Genomic DNA, 17,983 nt, shown 5'->3' on the forward strand with positions numbered 1-17,983 from the left:
CTACCTGTATTCGGACAAAATCAGTCACGAATCATCTGATTTACGGACAACAGGCGCGGTGGGGGCGGGCGAATCAAGTTGTTTCCGGCAAATGCTTCGGATCACTGGCACACCAAATCACCTACATTTCGGACAAGACGATACACTATTCATCCATTATTCGGACATTCCGACGGCCATAGGGCGCACAATGACGCAAAATTCGGACAGGGAGACCGCGGAAGTCCTCTTTTCCGTGGAAGACGATGCGCATGCGCGCGCGTTGCGCCGCCTCGCCGAGACGGGTGCGCTCCGACGCATTTATGCGGGCGTCTACACGCGCAACCTGGATAGTCCGGTCGAAGCGGTCGTTCTTCGCAATTGGGCCGCGATTGTCAGCCACCTTCTTCCGGGTGCGGTGCTGGCTTATCGGTCCGCACTGGAGCACCGACCTGTCGATGGCGTCCTTCACGTTCGCCGTGGCCGCACGCGCCGCAAGCTCGAGTTGCCCGGGCTCACCATCGAGGTATTTTCTGGAGCCGGCGCGCAGCCATTGCTCGAACCGCCGGCGCCCGACTTGCCACACAGGAACATTTATATGCCGGGCGAGGCCCGTGGCTTCCTTGAGAACATGGGAACCGCTCGCGGTGCAGCTGCACGGGTGCTTCCGCAGGAAGACATCGAGGCCCGCCTCGACAAAATTTTGACGATCAGGGGAGATTTCAAGCTCAACGATCTGCGGGACCAGGCGAGAGCCATCGCCGACAAGCTCGACATGGCTGCCGAGGGCAAGCGCCTCGACGGACTCATCGGCGCACTGCTCGGCACACACGAAGAAAAGAAGCTTCGCAGCAAGTTGGCACTCGCGCGCGCCGCAGGCAAGCCGTACGACCCTGACCGGCTGGAACTGTTTGACGTGCTGCACGCGTCGCTCTCCGGCGCAGTCTTCGCGCATCCGACCGACCCTGCAACAAGGGGCACGTCACTAGAGAATTTTGCTTTCTTCGAAGCCTACTTTTCGAACTTCATCGAGGGCACTACGTTCGAGGTTGAAGAAGCAGAGCAGATTGTCTTCGAGGGGGCCATCATTCCGAACCGGTCGGAAGATTCCCACGACATCCTGGGCACCTTTCGAGCGGCTAGCACGACGCCATGGCGAAACGGTCCTGCACCGACGGCCGGCGATTTTCTCGATTGGCTCAAGAGCGTGAATGCCCTCGTGATGCAGGCGCGACCGGACAAAAGACCCGGTCAGTGGAAAGAGAAGCGAAATATGGCGGGCAACACGCTCTTCGTATTGCCGGAGCACGTGCCGGCTACCCTGGCGGAAGGCTTTGAGCGCATCAGTTCACTGACTGACCCTGTCGCGCGGGCATTGATGACGATGTTCGTCGTTGCGGAGGTCCATCCTTTCCTGGACGGTAACGGTCGCTCGGCGCGGCTTGCGATGAACTGCGTACTCAGCGAAGCAGGCGTGTGCCGAATCATCGTTCCGACCGTGTACCGCGAGGACTATCTGCTGCCACTCAAGCGGCTGACAAATGACCGCGATGCAGCCCCGTACATTCGCAGCATGACGCGTATCCACGACTGGACTTCGCGCTTCGACTACGGTCAGCCGCGACACGATGTGCAGGACCAATTTGATCGCTGTAATGCCTTCAAGGAGGACCTGAAGAATTACCGGTTGATATTCCCGGAGAATGGGGCCAGTCGGGGCTGACCGCTGATACCCATCAGGCAGCCGCCATGCGTGGCGCCTTCATTCCACTCACCGCCAGCACACCGCCGCCGAGCAGCGCTTGCACCACCAAAGTCACCGCCCAGAACGCCGGATATTCCCAGCCGCCGTTCGGCGACGTGAAACCCCAACCGTTATGCAGATGCGCCGACATCGCGCCGAGCATGAACGGCAACAGTACGAGCGCGACCCAGCGGACTTGCATCCCGAGCAGCAGCGCGATGCCGCCGAACAACTCGACGAAGGCCGTCAGATAGCCAAGCCACCCCGGCAAGCCGAGCGACACGAAGAACTGCGCAGTACCGGGCAACGTGAAAACAAAAATCTTTTGCAGACTGTGGGCGAGATACAGCACGCCCAACACAACGCGAAGAAGTAAGGCGGCCAGATCGGCGGAGCGGTTCGAATTCATGACGAGTCCCTTTGTGGAAGAAGACGGCCGGCTGCCGGCCGTCGATGTCAGGACTTTATTCGAACCAAATAACGTGAAAAACTACCGCCGACGCTTTGATTATTTCCCATCAGGATTTGATCGCTCGCCTTAAACTGATCCCGATCAACCCATCGCCGCAAAAAACTTAGCAAGGTCGAGATGCTCGGCGAGCGTATCCGCCAGGCGATCCAGCGATGCCTCGCGCAGCGCCGGGTAGTCGATTTTCTCGGCATCGGTGAGGCCCGCCCAAGCGAGCAACGCGGCGCACGCAGCCGGCGTGTCGAACAAGCCATGCACATAGGTGGCGAGAATCTGGCCGTCGGCGGACATCGCGCCGTCGGGGCGCGCCCCCTGTGTCCCTTGCGTCCCTCGCGCCACCTGCGCGTTTTCCAGTTGCAACGCGGGCGTGTCCAGCGCCGGGCCCCGCGTCTCGCCCATGTGAATTTCGTAGCCGGCCACTTTGGGCGAACCGGGCAACGCGAGGCGCCCAGTCACATTCTTCAGCGTCTTTTCGCGCGTGAGGACCGTCGAATAATCGAGCCAGCCGAGCCCCGCCGACGTCCCCGGCGCGCCCTCCACGCCGTGCGGGTCGGCGACTTCGCGGCCCAGCATCTGCATGCCGCCGCAAATGCCGATCACGCGTCCGCCGTAGCGCAGATGCTTTTGCAGCACCACGTCCCAGCCTTGCGCGCGCAGAAACGCCAGATCGCCGGGCACGTTCTTCGACCCCGGCAGGATGATCAGATCGGCCGGCGGCGGCGCTGTGCCGCTTCGCACGTAATGAAAATCGACCTGCGGATGCGCGCGCAGCGCGTCGAAATCGGTGTGATTGCTGATATGCGGCAGAACCGGCACGACCACCCGCAACATCCGTCCCGCATCGCCGCTGTGCGCCGCGCGCAGTTCGGGCGGCAGCATGTCTTCCGCGTCAAGCGTCAGACCATGCAGATAAGGGACCACGCCAAGCACCGGCTTGCCGGTCTTCGCTTCGAGCCAGTCCAGCCCGGGCTGCAGCAAACCAATGTCGCCGCGAAAGCGGTTGATGATGAAGCCGCGCACCCGCGCCCGCTCGCTCGCCGACAGACATGCCAGCGTGCCGGTCAGATGCGCGAACACGCCGCCGCGATCGATGTCGGCGACCAGCACGACCGGGCAATCGACGGCTTCCGCGAATCCCATGTTGGCGATATCGCGCTCGCGCAGATTGATCTCGGCCGGACTGCCCGCGCCTTCGACGAAGATCGTGTCGTACGCGGCCTGCAGACGCGCATACGATTCCAGCACAGCGTCGAACGCGACGGGTTTGTAGTCGTGATAGGCGCGCGCGTCGAGATTCATGCGCGCCTTGCCGTGGATGATCACCTGCGCGCCGCGATCGCTGGTCGGTTTGAGCAGCACCGGGTTCAGATCGGTGTGCGCGGCAATTCCCGCGGCCACCGCCTGCAACGCCTGGGCGCGGCCGATCTCGCCGCCGTCGACCGTCACCGCGCTGTTGAGCGCCATGTTCTGCGGCTTGAACGGCGCGACCCGCACGCCCGCGCGACGCGCGAGCCGGCACAGGCCGGCGACCAGCGTGCTCTTGCCGGCATCGGACGTGGTGCCCTGGATCATCAGCGTGCCGCGCGGCACGGGTACGGCGTCATGCGAGGTTGGAGTCGGAGTCGAGGTGATGGTCACGGTTGTTGGGGTTCGGCGGTGAAAAAGCGGTGAGGCAAGCGCTAGCGAAGTGCGAGCGACCCGCCGCATTATCCCATCGCGCCCGCCCACGCTGCACGCCGGTACAATCACACGATGACTCCCCGCGACCTCACCTTCATTCTCGGCGGCGCCCGCTCAGGCAAGAGCGTGCATGCCGAACAGCTTGCCGGCGACAGCACCCTCCCCGTCACCTACATCGCCACCGCGCGCGTCGCCGACGACGCCGAATTCAGCGCGCGCATCGCGCACCATCGCGCGCGGCGTCCCGCGCATTGGCACTTGCTCGAAGCGGGCGTCGATCTCGCCGGCGCCGTGACGCAAAGCGACGCGCCCGGCCACTGCATGCTGATCGACTGCCTGACGCTGTGGCTCGCCAACCTGCTCTGTCCGGCCGAAGGCGAAGCGCTGTCGATCGATCGATATCACGCGCACGTCATCGCGCTGGAAACGGCGCTCGCGAATCCCAAAGGCAAGATCATCGTGGTCAGCAACGAAATCGGCCTGGGCGTGGTGCCGCTTGGCGCGGCCACGCGTCTCTACGTCGACGAACTCGGCCGGCTCAATCAGCGCATCGCCGCGTTGAGCACCACGGCCACGATGATGGTCGCGGGCTTGCCGCTCGCGCTGAAAACAGCGAGCCGCGCGTGATGCTATCGATTCCACTCATCGCGACGCTGGCGACCGCGGGCGTGGCCATCGACCGCTGGTTCGGCGAACCGCGCGCCGTGCATCCGCTGGTGGGCTTCGGCAACTGGGCGAAGCGCCTCGAGAAGCGCTACAACACCGGCCGGCGCTTACGCCTCAAGGGGCTGCTCGCGTGGTCACTGGCGGTGCTGCCGCCGGTGCTGATCGCATGGTGGCTGGTCGCCGTGTTGCCGTTTTTTGCGGCCTGCGCGCTGCATGTCGCGTTGTTGTGGTTCGCGCTCGGCGCGCGCAGTCTGCGCGATCACATTGCGCCGATCGCGCGGGCCCTGCTGCAACGCGACCTCGAACAGGCGCGTCTGTTGACCGCGCGGATCGTGTCGCGCGAAACCGCGCATGCCGATGAAGCCGCGCTGTCGCGCGCGGCCGTCGAATCGGCGCTCGAAAACGGCAACGACGCGATCTTCGGCGCGCTGTTCTGGTTCGCGATCGCGGGCGGTCCAGGCGCGCTCGGGTTTCGTCTGGCCAATACACTCGACGCGATGTGGGGTTATCGCACGCCGCGCTATTTGCGCTTCGGCTGGGCCGCGGCGCGCATCGACGACGTGCTCAACTGGATCCCCGCGCGTCTGACCGCCACCAGCTATGCGCTGCTCGGCGACACGCACACCGCATGGCGTTGCTGGCGCGAGCAGGCGCCGCGCTGGGACAGCCCGAATGCCGGGCCGGTGATGGCCGCCGGCGCCGGCAGTCTGAACGTGCTGATCGGCGGGCCGGCGGTGTATCACGGTGCGCTCGAACACCGGCCGACGCTAGGCTTCGGACACCCTGCCAAAGCCACTCACGTGACTGCCGCGCTGATGCTGGTCGAGCGGACGATCATTCTCTGGCTGGCGGTGCTGATCGTGCTGGCGTTGCTGAGTGTGCCCTTTCATGGTTGATCGAATGCTTGATCGAACGGCGCCCCGCGTGAGCAGCGCAGCAACCGACATGGTCGTTCACGGCGGCAACCTGCACGAAGCGGCCGAGCGGTATGAGATTCCGTACGCACAGTGGCTCGACCTGTCGACCGGCATCAATCCGCACGGCTATCCGGTGCCACCGGTTCCCGCCGATGCCTGGCGCCGCCTGCCCGATGAAGGCGACGACTTCGCCGCCTGCGCCACGCGTTACTACCGCGCACCGGATGCGTCGCACGTGCTGCCCGTCGCCGGGAGCCAGGCGGCGATTCGCACGCTGCCCGCGTTGCTGCCTCGCGCGACGGTCGGCATCGCGCCGCTCACGTACAGCGAATATGCGCCCGCGTTCGCCCGGGCCGGGCATCACGTCGTGCCGCTGGATGTGCGCTGGGAGAACTTGCCCGACGCGCTCACTCATGTGGTCGTCGTGAATCCGAACAATCCGACGGCCGCGCATCTGAGCGCGGAGAAGCTGTTGCACTGGCATGCCCAGTCGCGCGCCCGAGGCGGCACGTTGCTGGTCGATGAAGCCTTCGCCGATACGAGGCCTGCGGCGTCGCTCGCGGCAAGCACGCATCTCGACGGCCTGATCGTGTTGCGTTCGCCGGGAAAATTCTTCGGTCTCGCCGGCGTGCGCGCAGGCTTCGTACTCGGTGCGCCCGCGTTGCTCGACACGTTGCGCCGGACGCTGGGCGCGTGGACTGTCAGCGGTCCGGCGCGTCATGCCGTCAAAGCCGCATTCGCCGACGAAGCATGGCAACAGCACATGCGTGTTCGACTCGACGGCGAAAGCGCGCGACTGGTCGACCTGCTGCGTGCTCAAGGTTTCGATACGCACAGCACCGCGCTCTTCGCATGGACCGACGATGCCCGCGCTGTCGCTCTGCATGAAGCGCTGGCACGGCGTGGCGTGTGGACGCGGCTGTTCACGTCGTCGGGCAGCGTGCGTTTCGGCTTGCCTGCGAGCGACGCGGAATGGACCCGCTTCGCCGAAAGTTTGCGCGCAGCGATGCAAGCGATCGACACCGCGCGAGCCGGTTGATGTGAAGCAGCACGCACGACCTCGCACCGCCCCCTCATGCTCATCACGCGCGTCGCGCGCTCAACGCGTTTTCAACATCCTCGGCCGATGACCCGACTCGCCCGCTTCGTTCGTTTCACCATCGCCGCGTCGCTCTGCGCCACCGCGCTGCACGCCCACGCCACGATCACCGTCACCGACGACACCGGCGCGACCGTCACGCTGCAAGCCCCCGCGCAACATGTGATCAGCCTCGCACCGCACGTCACCGAATTGCTGTATGCCGCGGGCGGCGGCGCAAAAATGGTCGGCGCCGTGTCGTACAGCGACTATCCGCCCGCAGCGAAACAGTTGCCGCGCGTCGGCGACAACAAGGCGCTCGACCTCGAACGCATCATCGCGTTGAAGCCCGATCTGATCGTCGTGTGGCGGCATGGCAATGCGCAGCGTCAACTCGAGCGACTGCGCGAGCTGCACGTGCCGCTGTTCTTCAGCGAGCCGCATCATCTCGACGACGTGGCCGTGTCGCTGACGAAGCTCGGGCAATTGCTCGGCACGTCATCGACCGCGGATGCCGCGGCGGCCGCGTATCGTCAGGACATCGCACGATTGCGCGCGCAGTATGCGAGCCGGCCGCCGGTCAGCGTGTTCTATCAGGTGTGGGATCGGCCGCTGATGACGCTCAACGGCGAGCATATGGTCAGCGACGTCATCACGCTGTGCGGTGGCCGCAACGTGTTTGCAGGACTTCAGCCGCTGGTGCCGACTGTCTCGACCGAAGCGGTGCTCGCCGCGAACCCGGAAGCGATCGTCACGTCCGCGCCCGGCGCGACCCAACCGGACACCCGCTTGCCGCAACTCGACACGTGGCGCGCGTGGCCGGCCTTAAGCGCGGTGGCGAAGCAAAACCTCTTTGCGATCGACGGTGATCTGATCAACCGGCCGGCGCCGCGCATCGCGCAGGGCGCGCAGCGGCTGTGTGAAGATCTGGAGACGGCGCGCTCACGCAGAAAGCAACGCGCGCAGTGATGCGCGCTCACGCATTCCAGCGCACCAACGCCCACTGCTGCGCCTCGTCGTCTCTGCGCAACCAGACGATCCCCGCCATGTCGAGCGACCATGTCAAACAACGCTCCAGCGGCACGTCCAGCACCAGCGACGCAATCGCCCGCATCACGCCGGCATGCGTGACCACATAAGCTGGCGACAACTCCCGGGTTTGCCCAAACGCGTCGAGCCAGGCGCGCACCCGCTCGACGAATTGCGCAACGCTTTCGCCGCCATGCGCACGCGCGTGCTCGAAATTGGCGGCCCAGTCGTCGAGCAGTGCGCGATCGATCGCGTCCCAGCGCTGCGTCTCCCAGGCGCCGAAATTCATTTCCTTCAGCCGATCGTCGTGACTGAGCACGCAGCCGAAGTCGTTCGCCATCTCGGCAGCGACCGCCGAGCAGCGCGTCAGCGGACTCGACATCAACACGCGCGGCGCCGGCACCTGCAACCTGGCGAGCTTCAACGCGAGCGCGCTCGACGATGTCTCGGCGTCGTCGGCAAGCGCGACGTCGCTGTGGCCGTAACACACGCCCGCATCGAGCGCGACGGCGGGATGGCGAATCAGGACGATATCCATGCGAGCCCCACCAGGTAGATGGTCAATTCGAAAATCTGCTGCGCGAAGCCGAGGCAGTCGCCGGTGTAACCGCCAATGCGTCTAACGAAATAACGGCCCATTGCAAAGCGCAGCGCGCCCAGAACCGCGAACGTCAGACCCGCGAAGCGCCAATCCGGCGCGCCCGGTCCATTCGGCCACAGCAGCCACGGCAAACCGAACAGCACCGCGCACAGCAACGCGGGGCCGCTCAAACGCTGCGCAACCGGCTTGGCTTTGCCTTCGGCGCGCACGTAGTCGAGCGTGGCCAGATAACTGATCGCGCACGCGCGGCTCGCCGCATGCGCGGCAATCATCAGACTTGCGGCGCGCAGCGGCGGCAGCGCCGCGAGCGTTTGCCACTTCAACGCGAGCGCGATCACCAGTGCGATGGCGCCAAATGCGCCGATGCGCGAGTCGTGCATGATGCGCAACACGTCGTCGCGCGTATAGGCGCCACCGAACGCATCGACGCAATCGGCGAGACCGTCTTCGTGAAACGCTCCCGTCACCAGCAGCGACGCGGCCATCGACAACAGCACCGCCACGCCCGCCGGAAACACGCGCAGCGCCGCGAGATAGACCAGCGCGCTCGACGCGCCGATCAATACGCCGACGAATGGAAAATAGCGCGCCGCCGCATTCAGATAATGCGGCTCGTAGCCGACCCAGCGCGGCACGGGCACGCGCGTGAAATAACCGAGCGCCGTGAAGAAATAGCGCAGTTCCGCGAGCGGGTTCATGAGTGGGCCGGATACCTGTTGGTTGCCGTGGACCGGATCACGCGTCGCGATTCGCGACGCCAGCCGAATCGAAGCTCGCCATCTCGTTGACGAACGCCACCGCCGCGCGCAGCAGCGGTACAGCAAGCGCCGCGCCCGTGCCTTCGCCGAGACGCATGTCGAGCGACAGCAACGGCAGCGCGCCGAAATGATCGAGCATGCGCCGGTGCCCCGCCTCGTTCGACGCGTGCGCGAACACGCAGTATTCGCGCACGCTCGGCGCGAACGCATCGGCGATCAGCAACGCGGAGGTCCCGATGAAGCCGTCGACAAGTATCGTCATCCGCGCTTCGGCGGCCGCTAGATACGCGCCGGTCATCATCGCGATCTCGAAGCCGCCGAAGGTGGCGAGCACGTCGAGCGGACCGGCGGTCTGCGCGTGACGCATGAGCGCCGACGCGAGCACGTTGCGCTTTTTCGCGAGCCCCGCGTTGTCGAGGCCGGTGCCTCGGCCGACGCATTCGTCGATCGGCACGCCGCACAAACGGCTCATCAGACACGCAGCCGACGAGGTGTTCGCAATCCCCATCTCGCCGAAGCCGATCACGTTGGTGCCGAGCGCCGCGTGATGGCGCACGCGCTGCACGCCCGCCTGCATCGCGGCGAGCGCCTGGGCATGCGTCATCGCGGGTTCGTGCGCGAAGTTGCGCGTGCCGCTCGCCACCGGAATGTCGACGAGTCCATCCGTCGACGGCAGCGCCGTCGCGATACCCGCGTTGACCACTTCGAGTTCGATGCCGGCGACCCGGCTCAACGCATTGATCGCCGCGCCGCCCGCGACGAAGTTGGCGACCATCTGCGCGGTCACCGCTTGCGGATACGGGCTCACGCCTTCCGCGGCAATCCCGTGGTCGCCGGCGAACACGATCATCGCCGGGCGCTGCACCGTCGGATGGGTGGTGCGCTGGATCAGGCCCATCTGACGCGCGAGTGTTTCGAGCCGGCCAAGACTGCCGGGCGGCTTGGTCCTGGTATCGATGATGTGTTGCAACTCGGCGCGCAGCGTTTGATCGAGCGGTGCGACTTCGGGCAAACCGGCCGGATGTGGCAAAGAAGTCATAAGCATTGTCTGCAAAGAGAGAGTGTCCGGATGAATCAGTTAGTGTGCCGGCGTGTCATCGCCGGCTAGAGATTCGTGACGCGAACGCGGCGCGGGAATCAGCGCCTCGTGTTCGCCGTCGCGAATCAGAATCAATGGATAGCCGAACGCGCGACTCGTCAGCGTCGGCGTGAGCACATCGCGCACCGGTCCGGCATACGCGCCGCCCTCGCCGTCGAGCAGCAGCGCGTGGCTCGCGAAGCGGCGCGCCAGATTCAGGTCGTGGCACGAAAACATCACTGTACGCCGCGGCTCGCGCGTCCACGCGGCGAGCGCTTCGAGACAGTCGATCTGATGATGCAGGTCGAGATGCGACAACGGTTCGTCGAGCAGCAAGAGCGGCGCATCCTGGCACAGCACCGCCGCCAGCGCCACGCGTTGACGCTCGCCGCCCGACAACGACAGCACGTCGCGCGCGGCGAAGGCGGCGAGCCCCAACAGATCCAGCGCGGCATGCGCGGCGGCGCGATCGGCGGCGCGCTCCCAACCCCAGCCGTTCAGATGCGGAAAGCGGTTCAGCATCACGATATCGAGCACGCCCGCGCTGAACGCGTCGGGTGCGCTTTGCGGCATCAATGCACGCCGCTGCGCGAGCGGCAGCGGCTGCCAGTCGGCCACGCGCACGCCATCCAGTTCGACATGGCCCGCCGCCGGCTGCAACAGGCCCGCGAGCGTGGACAGCAGCGTCGTCTTGCCCGCGCCGTTCGGGCCGGCGACGCACCAGATCTCGCCCGCGTAGAACGTGTGCGTGAACGCGTCGAGCAAGGTGCGCGCGCCGGCGCGCAAGGTCAGACGTTGCGCGCTGAGTGCGCTGTGACTGAGGTTGTCACTCGGGTTGTGGTGGGCTTCCATCATCGACGTCTGCGCAACAGCATCCAGAGGAACACCGGCACGCCGACGATCGACGTGATCACGCCGACCGGCAATTGCGCCGGCGCGATCAAGGTACGCGCGATCAGGTCCGCGCCCATCACCGCGACGCCGCCGCCGAGCGCCGCGGCCGGCAGCAGCATGCGCTGATCGTTGCCGAACGCGAGCCGCAACATGTGCGGCACCACCAGGCCGACAAAGCCGATGGTGCCCGCGGTCGTTACAGCCGCGGCCGCCGCGAGCGACGCGACCAGATACACGCGCAAGCGCAGCGGCATTACCGCAACGCCCAACGCCTGCGCGGCCGCGTCGCCGCGCAGCAGCACGTTCAGCCGCGGCGCCACCGGCACGATCGCCACCAGCGCGACGACGAGCGCGGCGAGCGCGGTCCACGGCAGCGCGCCGCCGTTGAGATCGCCGGTCAGCCAGAACAGCATGCCGCGCAAGCTGTTGTCGGGCGCGAGGTTGAGCAGCAACGTGATCACCGCGCCCCACCCCGCCGCGATCACCGCGCCGGTCAGCAGCAAACGCGGCGACGTGTCCTGCGGCTCGCCGCGCCACAACTCGCGGCGCGCGAGGCCGAGCACCAGCAGGATCGACACGAAGGCGCCGGCGAACGCGCTGGCGTCGACGATCCACCATGCGCAACCGGCGATCATCGCGACGAGCGCGAACGTCGCCGCTCCTCCCGACACGCCTAATACATAGGGTTCGGCCAGTGGGTTGCGCAACAGCACCTGCAATAGGGCGCCGGCCAACGCAAGCAACGCGCCGCACGCGAAGCCGGCCACCGCGCGCGGCAAGCGCAGCGTGCGCACGATCTCGCCGGCCAGATCCGCCGGCTCGAGCGGCAACGCGTGCGACGGCACCAGCGCCGTCAGCACACGCCAGGGCGCGAGCGACACGCTGCCCAGCGCGAGCGACGCGAGCAGCACGGCCAGCGCGATGGCCGCGAGCACGAGCCAGATCGCGGCCGCGCGCTTCGCGCTCATCACGCGCGCGGCGGCGGGCAGCGAATTCGAATGGCGGCTCATCCGCGCGATCTCAACGCAGCGCGTTCGTCACTGCTGCTGCCAACCGAGCGTGACATACGCACCGCGTCGCGGCGAGTTATACGAGTAGGCCGTTTCATAGTCCTTGTCCAACAGGTTCTGGATTTGCGCGGCCACGTACCACGCTTTCGTGATGTTGTAGCGCGCCGACAGATTCACGATGCCGTAGCCGCCCAGCTTGCCGACGCGATCTTCGCGCGGACCGCTCACGATCCACTCGCCGCCGACTCGCCATTCAGCGATGCTGCGATTCACCGCGAGCGAGCCGAAACGCCGCGCACGCCGCACGAGGTCGACATCGTTGTCGAGGTCGACGGGATTTTGCAGCGTCAGCGACGCGCGCACATCCGTCTTGCCGACATGCCCGCTCCACGATCCTTCGAGCCCCTGCACTTTCGCATGGCCGACGTTCTCCGCAAGATAGATGCCGGGCGTCACCTGCGCGTAGTCGATCAGATTCGAATAGCGCGTCTGGAATGCAGTCAGACGCATCACGCCGAGCGCGCTCGACGCGTATTGCAACGCCGCTTCGATCGAGTGACTGCGCTCTGGCTGGATCGACGGATTGCCGCTGATCGGATAGTACAGATCGTCGAAGCTCGGCGCGCGAAACGAATCCGCATAGCTTGCGGTTGCCTTCCAGCGCTCGGTGATGTCGAAACCGTAGCCGAGATAGTAACTGTTCGCCCCGCCAAAATCGGAATACTGATCGTGCCGCACATTGGCCTGAATCTGGTTGCGCCCGAAACGTCCCGTATAGCCGACAAAGCCCGAATCCACATGACGGTCCGGCGCCGCGAACGTATCGGAGTCGAGGCTCTGGTCGAGATGCTCATAGCCCACCTGCAGTTTCTGTTGCGCGGCGAACGTGAAATCGTTCTGCCACGTGTACTGGCGATTGTCGGTATCGAAGCGGCCGTTGTATACGCCGTTGGTATTCGACACGCTGCGGTCGTCGCCTTCGGAGACGATGAAGTGCGTGGTCCACCCGTCGGTCAGCTTGCCGTTCGCGAACACCGACGCCTGGCGCACCTTGCTGTACAGGTTATTCAGATCGGTCGGCACGCCGTACGCATTGTCGTAACTGTTGTTGCCGTTCGACTGGAAGTAGCTGACGCCGGTGTCCCATCGGTCGTTGAACTTGTGACGCAACGAAGCCGCGATGCTCTCGTTCAGATAGCCGTTCGCGTTCGGATTGGCGCTGGGCGCCTGCTGCGGATCGAGCGACGAAAAGCCGTCGTCCTTCGAACGCGCGAGCGAAATGCTGAAGGTCGTGCGGCCGTCTTTATCCAGCGCGCCGTTCACGCCCGCTTGCTGCGTCTGCGTGTGATAGCTGCCGTAGCCCACCGAAAAGTTGAAACGCGGCGGATGGTCGCCGCCGTCTTTCGTGAACACCTGCACCACGCCGCCGATCGCGCCCGACCCGTATAACGCGGACACGTTGCCGTTCACCACTTCGACGTGATCGATCTGATCGAGCGGAATCTGCGCGAGTTGCGGCGCACCCAGGCTCACCGAATCGACCCGCAGGCCGTCGATCAGCAACAGCGATTGCGTCGACGACGCACCGCGCAAAAAGAGGCTCGCGGTCGAACCGGGGCCACCTGTGCGCGAGATTTGCGCACCGGGCGCGAGTTGCAGCAGGCCGGGCAAGTCGGTCGCGGTGGTGTCGGCGAGATCCTGCTGATCGAACAGCGAGGTCTGCGGGATCGTATCCGCGAGCGCTTGCGGCCCGCGCTCCGCGGTCACGACAACCGGCGACAGCACGATGGACGCCGCACTCTGCGCAGCGGCATTCGCATCGGTTGCGGACGAAGGCGAAGATGAAGATGAAGATGGCGTTGGCGTTGCAGACACGGACGCAGACGAAGCAGCGGACGACGACGCAGCGTTTTTTTGCGCATGCACGACGAGCGGCAAGCCCGCAAAAACGAGCAACGTCGCGCGGGCGATGGGGGACAACATCGGATGACATTCCTGTGGATAGCGGGCACGGCCCGCTTCCCCGCAGGCCGATGCGTAACGAGGCGCCCACGCTTTTAACTTTGCGCGCGGGACGTCCCTCTCCCTCTGGCCGGTATCCGGGCTGGCGACACATCGATCCCGCCTTCCCACGCGTAACGCGCAGTGGCACACTCGCATGTTGAACTTCAGGCACGCGATCAGGATCGACCTGCATGACGAATGCGGTCGCTTACCGTTGCGGGGGCAGCGCAGGTTCGCGCGTTCAGTCCGGATGAACCGCGCGTCCTGCTTCCCGTTTAACTGCGCGCACTGTGGACAAGCGCGCGCGGGCACCAGAGTGCGCGCAGTTTAGGAGCGGCTTCGACGAGCGTCAAGAAAGGTTAATCCGTGTGCAATCCGTTCTGTAAAGTGCAGGTTATTGTCCGATGGGCGATTACTTTTTCATCATATGGTCGAGAAAAGCCTGCACAAAGCGATGTTGTTACGTCTCGAAACGAGACAATTGTCGGAACCTGCAATATTCCGCGCTAAAATGCGATGTCTTTAGAGGACGCAGCACATGCTCACCGAACTCGAATCACTCTCACAGAATATCGGCAAGCTGATTGCGATCAGCCAGCGCCACAATGAAGCGCGGCTCGCGCTCGAAGAGCAGCTCGCCCAGGCGCGTGCCGAAGCGGAAGCTACGCGCACGGAACTTGCGCTGTTGCGCGAGGAGCGCGATGCGCTGCAAGCGGAACGCGACGCGCTGTCGGCCAAGATCGACGACGCTCAGGTGCGCCTGAATGCGATTCTCGAAAAACTGCCGCGGGCTCGCGCGAGCAGCGAACCGGATAACCAGCTCGATCTGCTCGAGCCCGCTCAACACGCGGTCGATGCCGAGAGCGACGTTACCCGCCACGGAGAAAACGCATGACCACCAAGCAGATCGAAGTATCGATTCTCGACGTGCCCTATCGCCTCGCGTGTTCGCCGGAAACGGAAGGCGCGCTGCTTGAAGCGGTTGCACGCGTCGACGCGGAAATGTCGAAGATCCGCAATCACAGCAACGTGCGCGGCATGGATCGCATTGCGGTCATGGCCGCGCTGTCGCTGGCATCGGAACTGCTTAGGCTGCAAACCAGCGTGCGACACGGAGAAGCATTTCCCGCTGAGGAAATCCGGCGTACAATGCAGCAAATGAACGAACAACTGGGTACTGTGATTCAGCAGTACAGCATGCAGTAAGTATCTGCCGGCCGGTCCCGAGATCGGCTGCGAATTCAAACGAAGTACGCGAGCAAGTCTCGGCAAACGTTTGAGTTCAATCGTTTAAGCTTCATCGGTTTAGCTTCCCTGCCTGGTTCGCCAAGGTCATATATTCCTTGAACCAATGCCATGTGCACGGTTGCGGAAATTTGTAGCACGGGTGTGCGCGTCACTCTGTCTGATGTACCCGAAGTGTTGCTAACTGCGACCAATTCTGAACCCCCGGTTCAGGATGCCGGCCTAGCGGCTAAGGCGGGGACCTTATCTAGAACGGCATCGGACTTCGGTTCGATGCCGTTTTTCTTTGGGTGTCCCGTCAGGCTTCGATTTTTCTTCCACGTCGTCCAACCCTTAACGTTCAATTCGATTCATGCGCTACTGGCTAATGAAGTCCGAACCGGACGAGGCGAGCATCGACCATCTCGCCAACGCACCACACCACACATTGCCGTGGACCGGCGTGCGCAACTATCAGGCGCGCAACTTCATGCGCGACATGATGCAGATCGGCGACGGCGTGCTGTTCTATCATTCGAGCTGCCCTGAGCCCGGCATTGCGGGGCTGGCGGAAGTATCGTCCACTGCGTATCCGGACCCGACCCAGTTCGACAAAAAGAGCCCGTACTACGACGCGAAGTCGTCGCAGGAAACGCCGCGCTGGTTGCTCGTCGACGTAGTGTTCAAGAAGAAGATCCCGCTGATTCCGCTTGCCGCGCTACGCGAGCACGCGGAACTGCAGGACATGCGCGTGCTTGCCAAAGGCAATCGCCTGTCGATCACACCCGTGACCGAAGCCGAATGGCGCTTCATCACCAGGCGCCTCATGTGACGGCTCCTTGACGTCTGGCAACGTTGAAACACTGCATCGGCGAATCGTCGCCGCTGCAGTGCGTGCAATGAATATGCCGGCAAACGCGGCGTGACAGGCAGCGTCAAATTAGGGAACCAAGCTTCGGTTAGCAGCGCCTAACGAGCTTGCAAGCGAGGTTGCAAGCACCGTGCCACTGCACGGCGTTGGCGCCGATCGTGCACAACCCTGTTCAAGCAAGGAGTCCAACAATGACGAAACAAGCCGCACGGGCACTCGCACTCGCTCTCGTATGCAGCGCCCCTGTCGCGCTCGCGCTGACCCCGACGCTGGCTCGCGCGCAAGGCGTCATGCAGTCCCAGCCCTCGGGCGTACTGTCGTTGAACGCACAGGCTAGCGCGGAAGTCCCGCAAGACGTCGTCGATATCACGCTGTTTTACGAGCAGGAAGCCAGCGATCCGTCGGCGCTCACCGCAACATTGAATCAACGCGCCGACGCGGCGTTGCAGAAGGCCAAAGGCGTCAGCGGCGTGACGGCCCGCACCGGTTCGTTCGCGATCTTCCCGTCCACCGATCGTGACGGGCGCATTTCCGCGTGGCGCGGCCGCACGGAAGTCGTGCTCGAATCGCACGACTTCGCCGCGGCGTCGAAGCTCGCCGGACAAATGGCATCGATCATGCAGGTCGGCAACGTGCAGTTCTCGTTGTCGCCGCAAGCGCAGCGCGCCGCGGAGCAGAAGCTCACCGGCGAAGCGATCAGGTCGTTCCGCGATCAGGCCGCGTCGTCGTCGCAGGCGTTCGGCTTCAGCGGCTATTCGATTCGCGAGGTCAACGTGAACCGCGGTGGCATCATGCCGCGTCCGATGATGATGATGAGTGCGCGCGCCATGAGCGGCGACGCGAAGGGCGCGGCACCGATGCCGCTCGAAGGCGGCACGTCGACGGTGACGGTCAACGTGTCGGGCTCGGTGCAGATGAAGTAGCGCGCTGTGCGTTTGCGCTAGACACCCCGTTAGACATTCCTGCTGCAAGAGAAAACGCCACGGCATGCCGTGGCGTTTTTCATTGCGCGCTCGCTACGATAAACCGTAGCGCTCAGCTCGCGCTGACCGCCTGTGCCGGTTCATGACGCCCACGGCGATACGACCACACCAGCATGACGATGCCCGCGAGGATCATCGGCAGCGACAGCCATTGGCCCATCGACAGGCCCATCGCCAGCAGCCCGAGGAAGTCGTCCGGCTCGCGCGCGAATTCGACCGTGAAGCGCGCGAGGCCGTAGCCGATCAGGAACACGGCGGAAATTGCCCCCATCGGCTTGGGTTTGCGCGAGAAGAAGAACAGCACGAAGAACAGCGCGACACCTTCGAGCGCGATCTCATACAGCTCCGACGGATGCCGCGGCAGCATGTGATATTGCGCGAACACTTCATTCAGATGCCATTGCGCGGCCAGTTGCGGATGCGCGGCAAGCCAGGCGGCGTCGTCGCGCGCGGCGCCGGGGAACAGCATCGCCCACGGCGCGGACGGATCGGTCACGCGGCCCCACAACTCGCCGTTGATGAAATTGCCGAGGCGCCCTGCCGCGAGCCCGGTGGGCACCATCGGCGCGACGAAGTCGGTGACCTGCAGCCACGAGCGTTTGCGCTGATACGCGAACAGCACCATCGCCAGCGTCACGCCGAGGAAGCCGCCGTGAAACGACATGCCGCCTTCCCACACCTTGAAGATGTCGAGCGGATGCGCGAAATAAAAGCTCGCCTTGTAGAACAGCACGTAGCCGAGCCGGCCGCCGAGGATCGTACCCAGCACGCCGTAGAACAGCATGTCGTCGATATCCTTGACGGTCCAGCCTTGCGCGGCGACGTACGGCAAACGCAGCCGCAGCCGGCCGACGACGATCGCCGCGACGAACGCGACGAGGTACATCAGTCCATACCAGCGCACTGCGAGCGGCCCCAGATGAATGGCAACGGGGTCGAAATTCGGATGAATGAGCATCGTGTTGTTATGGGCAGTTCAGGTTCAGAAGCGGGTTTTC

18 protein-coding genes, 1 other RNA gene and 1 riboswitch are annotated in these 17,983 nt (G+C 64.5%); of the genes, 10 read left to right on the forward strand and 9 right to left on the reverse strand.

Annotation, left to right across the window (positions count from 1 at the left end; genetic code table 11):
- Nucleotides 1-190: 190 nt before the first annotated feature.
- Nucleotides 191-1,702, forward strand: coding sequence for a Fic family protein (locus tag HV744_RS15880; protein WP_175150432.1), 1,512 nt, complete (start codon nucleotides 191-193; stop codon nucleotides 1,700-1,702).
- Between the two features lie 13 nt (nucleotides 1,703-1,715).
- Here the strand turns inward: HV744_RS15880 and HV744_RS15885 are convergent, their stop codons facing one another.
- The gene (locus HV744_RS15885) at nucleotides 1,716-2,132 is read right to left on the reverse strand and encodes a DoxX family protein (RefSeq protein ID WP_175150433.1); all 417 of its coding nucleotides are present in this window, start codon (nucleotides 2,130-2,132) and stop codon (nucleotides 1,716-1,718) included.
- A gap of 144 nt (nucleotides 2,133-2,276) precedes the next feature.
- A complete protein-coding gene (locus tag HV744_RS15890; RefSeq protein ID WP_175150473.1) occupies nucleotides 2,277-3,764 on the reverse strand; it encodes a cobyric acid synthase in 1,488 nt (495 codons plus the stop codon).
- A gap of 180 nt (nucleotides 3,765-3,944) precedes the next feature.
- Between HV744_RS15890 and cobU the strand changes: the two genes are divergently transcribed.
- The 4 genes from cobU (at nucleotide 3,945) to HV744_RS15910 (ending at nucleotide 7,502) form a co-directional block, all read left to right on the forward strand.
- Nucleotides 3,945-4,499 carry a bifunctional adenosylcobinamide kinase/adenosylcobinamide-phosphate guanylyltransferase gene (gene cobU, locus HV744_RS15895; protein WP_175150434.1) on the forward strand — a complete coding sequence of 185 codons (555 nt, stop codon included), beginning with the start codon at nucleotides 3,945-3,947 and terminating at the stop codon, nucleotides 4,497-4,499.
- Nucleotides 4,499-5,434, forward strand: coding sequence for an adenosylcobinamide-phosphate synthase CbiB (gene cbiB, locus HV744_RS15900; RefSeq protein ID WP_175150474.1), 936 nt, complete (start codon nucleotides 4,499-4,501; stop codon nucleotides 5,432-5,434). Before cobU ends, cbiB begins: the two co-directional genes overlap by 1 nt.
- A gap of 4 nt (nucleotides 5,435-5,438) precedes the next feature.
- Nucleotides 5,439-6,494 carry a threonine-phosphate decarboxylase CobD gene (gene cobD / locus HV744_RS15905; protein ID WP_175150435.1) on the forward strand — a complete coding sequence of 352 codons (1,056 nt, stop codon included), beginning with the start codon at nucleotides 5,439-5,441 and terminating at the stop codon, nucleotides 6,492-6,494.
- 87 nt (nucleotides 6,495-6,581) lie between these two features.
- Nucleotides 6,582-7,502, forward strand: a complete 921-nt coding sequence (locus tag HV744_RS15910) for a cobalamin-binding protein (protein WP_175150436.1) — start codon at nucleotides 6,582-6,584, stop codon at nucleotides 7,500-7,502.
- Between the two features lie 7 nt (nucleotides 7,503-7,509).
- Here HV744_RS15910 and cobC read toward each other — a convergent pair whose 3' ends face one another.
- From cobC to HV744_RS15940, 6 genes are read right to left on the reverse strand one after another with little or no spacing between them, the layout of a single operon-like run.
- The gene (gene cobC, locus HV744_RS15915) at nucleotides 7,510-8,100 is read right to left on the reverse strand and encodes an alpha-ribazole phosphatase (RefSeq protein ID WP_175150437.1); all 591 of its coding nucleotides are present in this window, start codon (nucleotides 8,098-8,100) and stop codon (nucleotides 7,510-7,512) included.
- Nucleotides 8,085-8,861 carry an adenosylcobinamide-GDP ribazoletransferase gene (locus tag HV744_RS15920; protein ID WP_175150438.1) on the reverse strand — a complete coding sequence of 259 codons (777 nt, stop codon included), beginning with the start codon at nucleotides 8,859-8,861 and terminating at the stop codon, nucleotides 8,085-8,087. The genes cobC and HV744_RS15920 overlap by 16 nt, the downstream gene beginning before the upstream one ends.
- 37 nt (nucleotides 8,862-8,898) lie before the next feature.
- The gene (gene cobT, locus HV744_RS15925) at nucleotides 8,899-9,960 is read right to left on the reverse strand and encodes a nicotinate-nucleotide--dimethylbenzimidazole phosphoribosyltransferase (RefSeq protein WP_175150439.1); all 1,062 of its coding nucleotides are present in this window, start codon (nucleotides 9,958-9,960) and stop codon (nucleotides 8,899-8,901) included.
- Between the two features lie 39 nt (nucleotides 9,961-9,999).
- Nucleotides 10,000-10,854 (reverse strand): ABC transporter ATP-binding protein, encoded by an 855-nt coding sequence (locus HV744_RS15930; protein ID WP_175150440.1) that lies wholly within the window; start codon nucleotides 10,852-10,854, stop codon nucleotides 10,000-10,002.
- The gene (locus HV744_RS15935) at nucleotides 10,851-11,903 is read right to left on the reverse strand and encodes a FecCD family ABC transporter permease (protein WP_175150441.1); all 1,053 of its coding nucleotides are present in this window, start codon (nucleotides 11,901-11,903) and stop codon (nucleotides 10,851-10,853) included. The genes HV744_RS15930 and HV744_RS15935 overlap by 4 nt, the downstream gene beginning before the upstream one ends.
- Before the next feature lie 27 nt (nucleotides 11,904-11,930).
- Entirely contained in the window at nucleotides 11,931-13,886 is a 1,956-nt protein-coding gene (locus HV744_RS15940) for a TonB-dependent receptor domain-containing protein (RefSeq protein ID WP_175150442.1), read from the reverse strand.
- 90 nt (nucleotides 13,887-13,976) lie between these two features.
- Nucleotides 13,977-14,238: riboswitch (cobalamin riboswitch) on the reverse strand.
- A 207-nt stretch (nucleotides 14,239-14,445) separates the two neighbouring features.
- Here HV744_RS15940 and HV744_RS15945 point away from each other — a divergent pair.
- From HV744_RS15945 to HV744_RS15965, 5 genes are all read left to right on the forward strand, one after another.
- On the forward strand, nucleotides 14,446-14,802 hold the full coding sequence (locus HV744_RS15945) for an ATPase (protein ID WP_175150443.1): 357 nt from the start codon (nucleotides 14,446-14,448) through the stop codon (nucleotides 14,800-14,802).
- On the forward strand, nucleotides 14,799-15,113 hold the full coding sequence (locus tag HV744_RS15950; RefSeq protein WP_175150444.1) for a cell division protein ZapA: 315 nt from the start codon (nucleotides 14,799-14,801) through the stop codon (nucleotides 15,111-15,113). Before HV744_RS15945 ends, HV744_RS15950 begins: the two co-directional genes overlap by 4 nt.
- Nucleotides 15,114-15,215: 102 nt before the next feature.
- Nucleotides 15,216-15,397: non-coding RNA, 6S RNA (ssrS, locus tag HV744_RS15955), on the forward strand.
- Between the two features lie 107 nt (nucleotides 15,398-15,504).
- Nucleotides 15,505-15,963 (forward strand): EVE domain-containing protein, encoded by a 459-nt coding sequence (locus tag HV744_RS15960; RefSeq protein ID WP_175150445.1) that lies wholly within the window; start codon nucleotides 15,505-15,507, stop codon nucleotides 15,961-15,963.
- Nucleotides 15,964-16,193: 230 nt separating this feature from the next.
- The gene (locus HV744_RS15965; RefSeq protein ID WP_175150446.1) at nucleotides 16,194-16,925 is read left to right on the forward strand and encodes an SIMPL domain-containing protein; all 732 of its coding nucleotides are present in this window, start codon (nucleotides 16,194-16,196) and stop codon (nucleotides 16,923-16,925) included.
- A gap of 112 nt (nucleotides 16,926-17,037) precedes the next feature.
- On the opposite strand, the gene lgt is transcribed toward HV744_RS15965, so the two are convergent.
- Nucleotides 17,038-17,943 carry a prolipoprotein diacylglyceryl transferase gene (gene lgt, locus HV744_RS15970; RefSeq protein WP_175150447.1) on the reverse strand — a complete coding sequence of 302 codons (906 nt, stop codon included), beginning with the start codon at nucleotides 17,941-17,943 and terminating at the stop codon, nucleotides 17,038-17,040.
- Nucleotides 17,944-17,983: the final 40 nt, after the last annotated feature.

The sequence above is a fragment of the Paraburkholderia ultramafica genome, assembly GCF_902859915.1.
In the GTDB taxonomy this organism is placed as follows: domain Bacteria; phylum Pseudomonadota; class Gammaproteobacteria; order Burkholderiales; family Burkholderiaceae; genus Paraburkholderia; species Paraburkholderia ultramafica.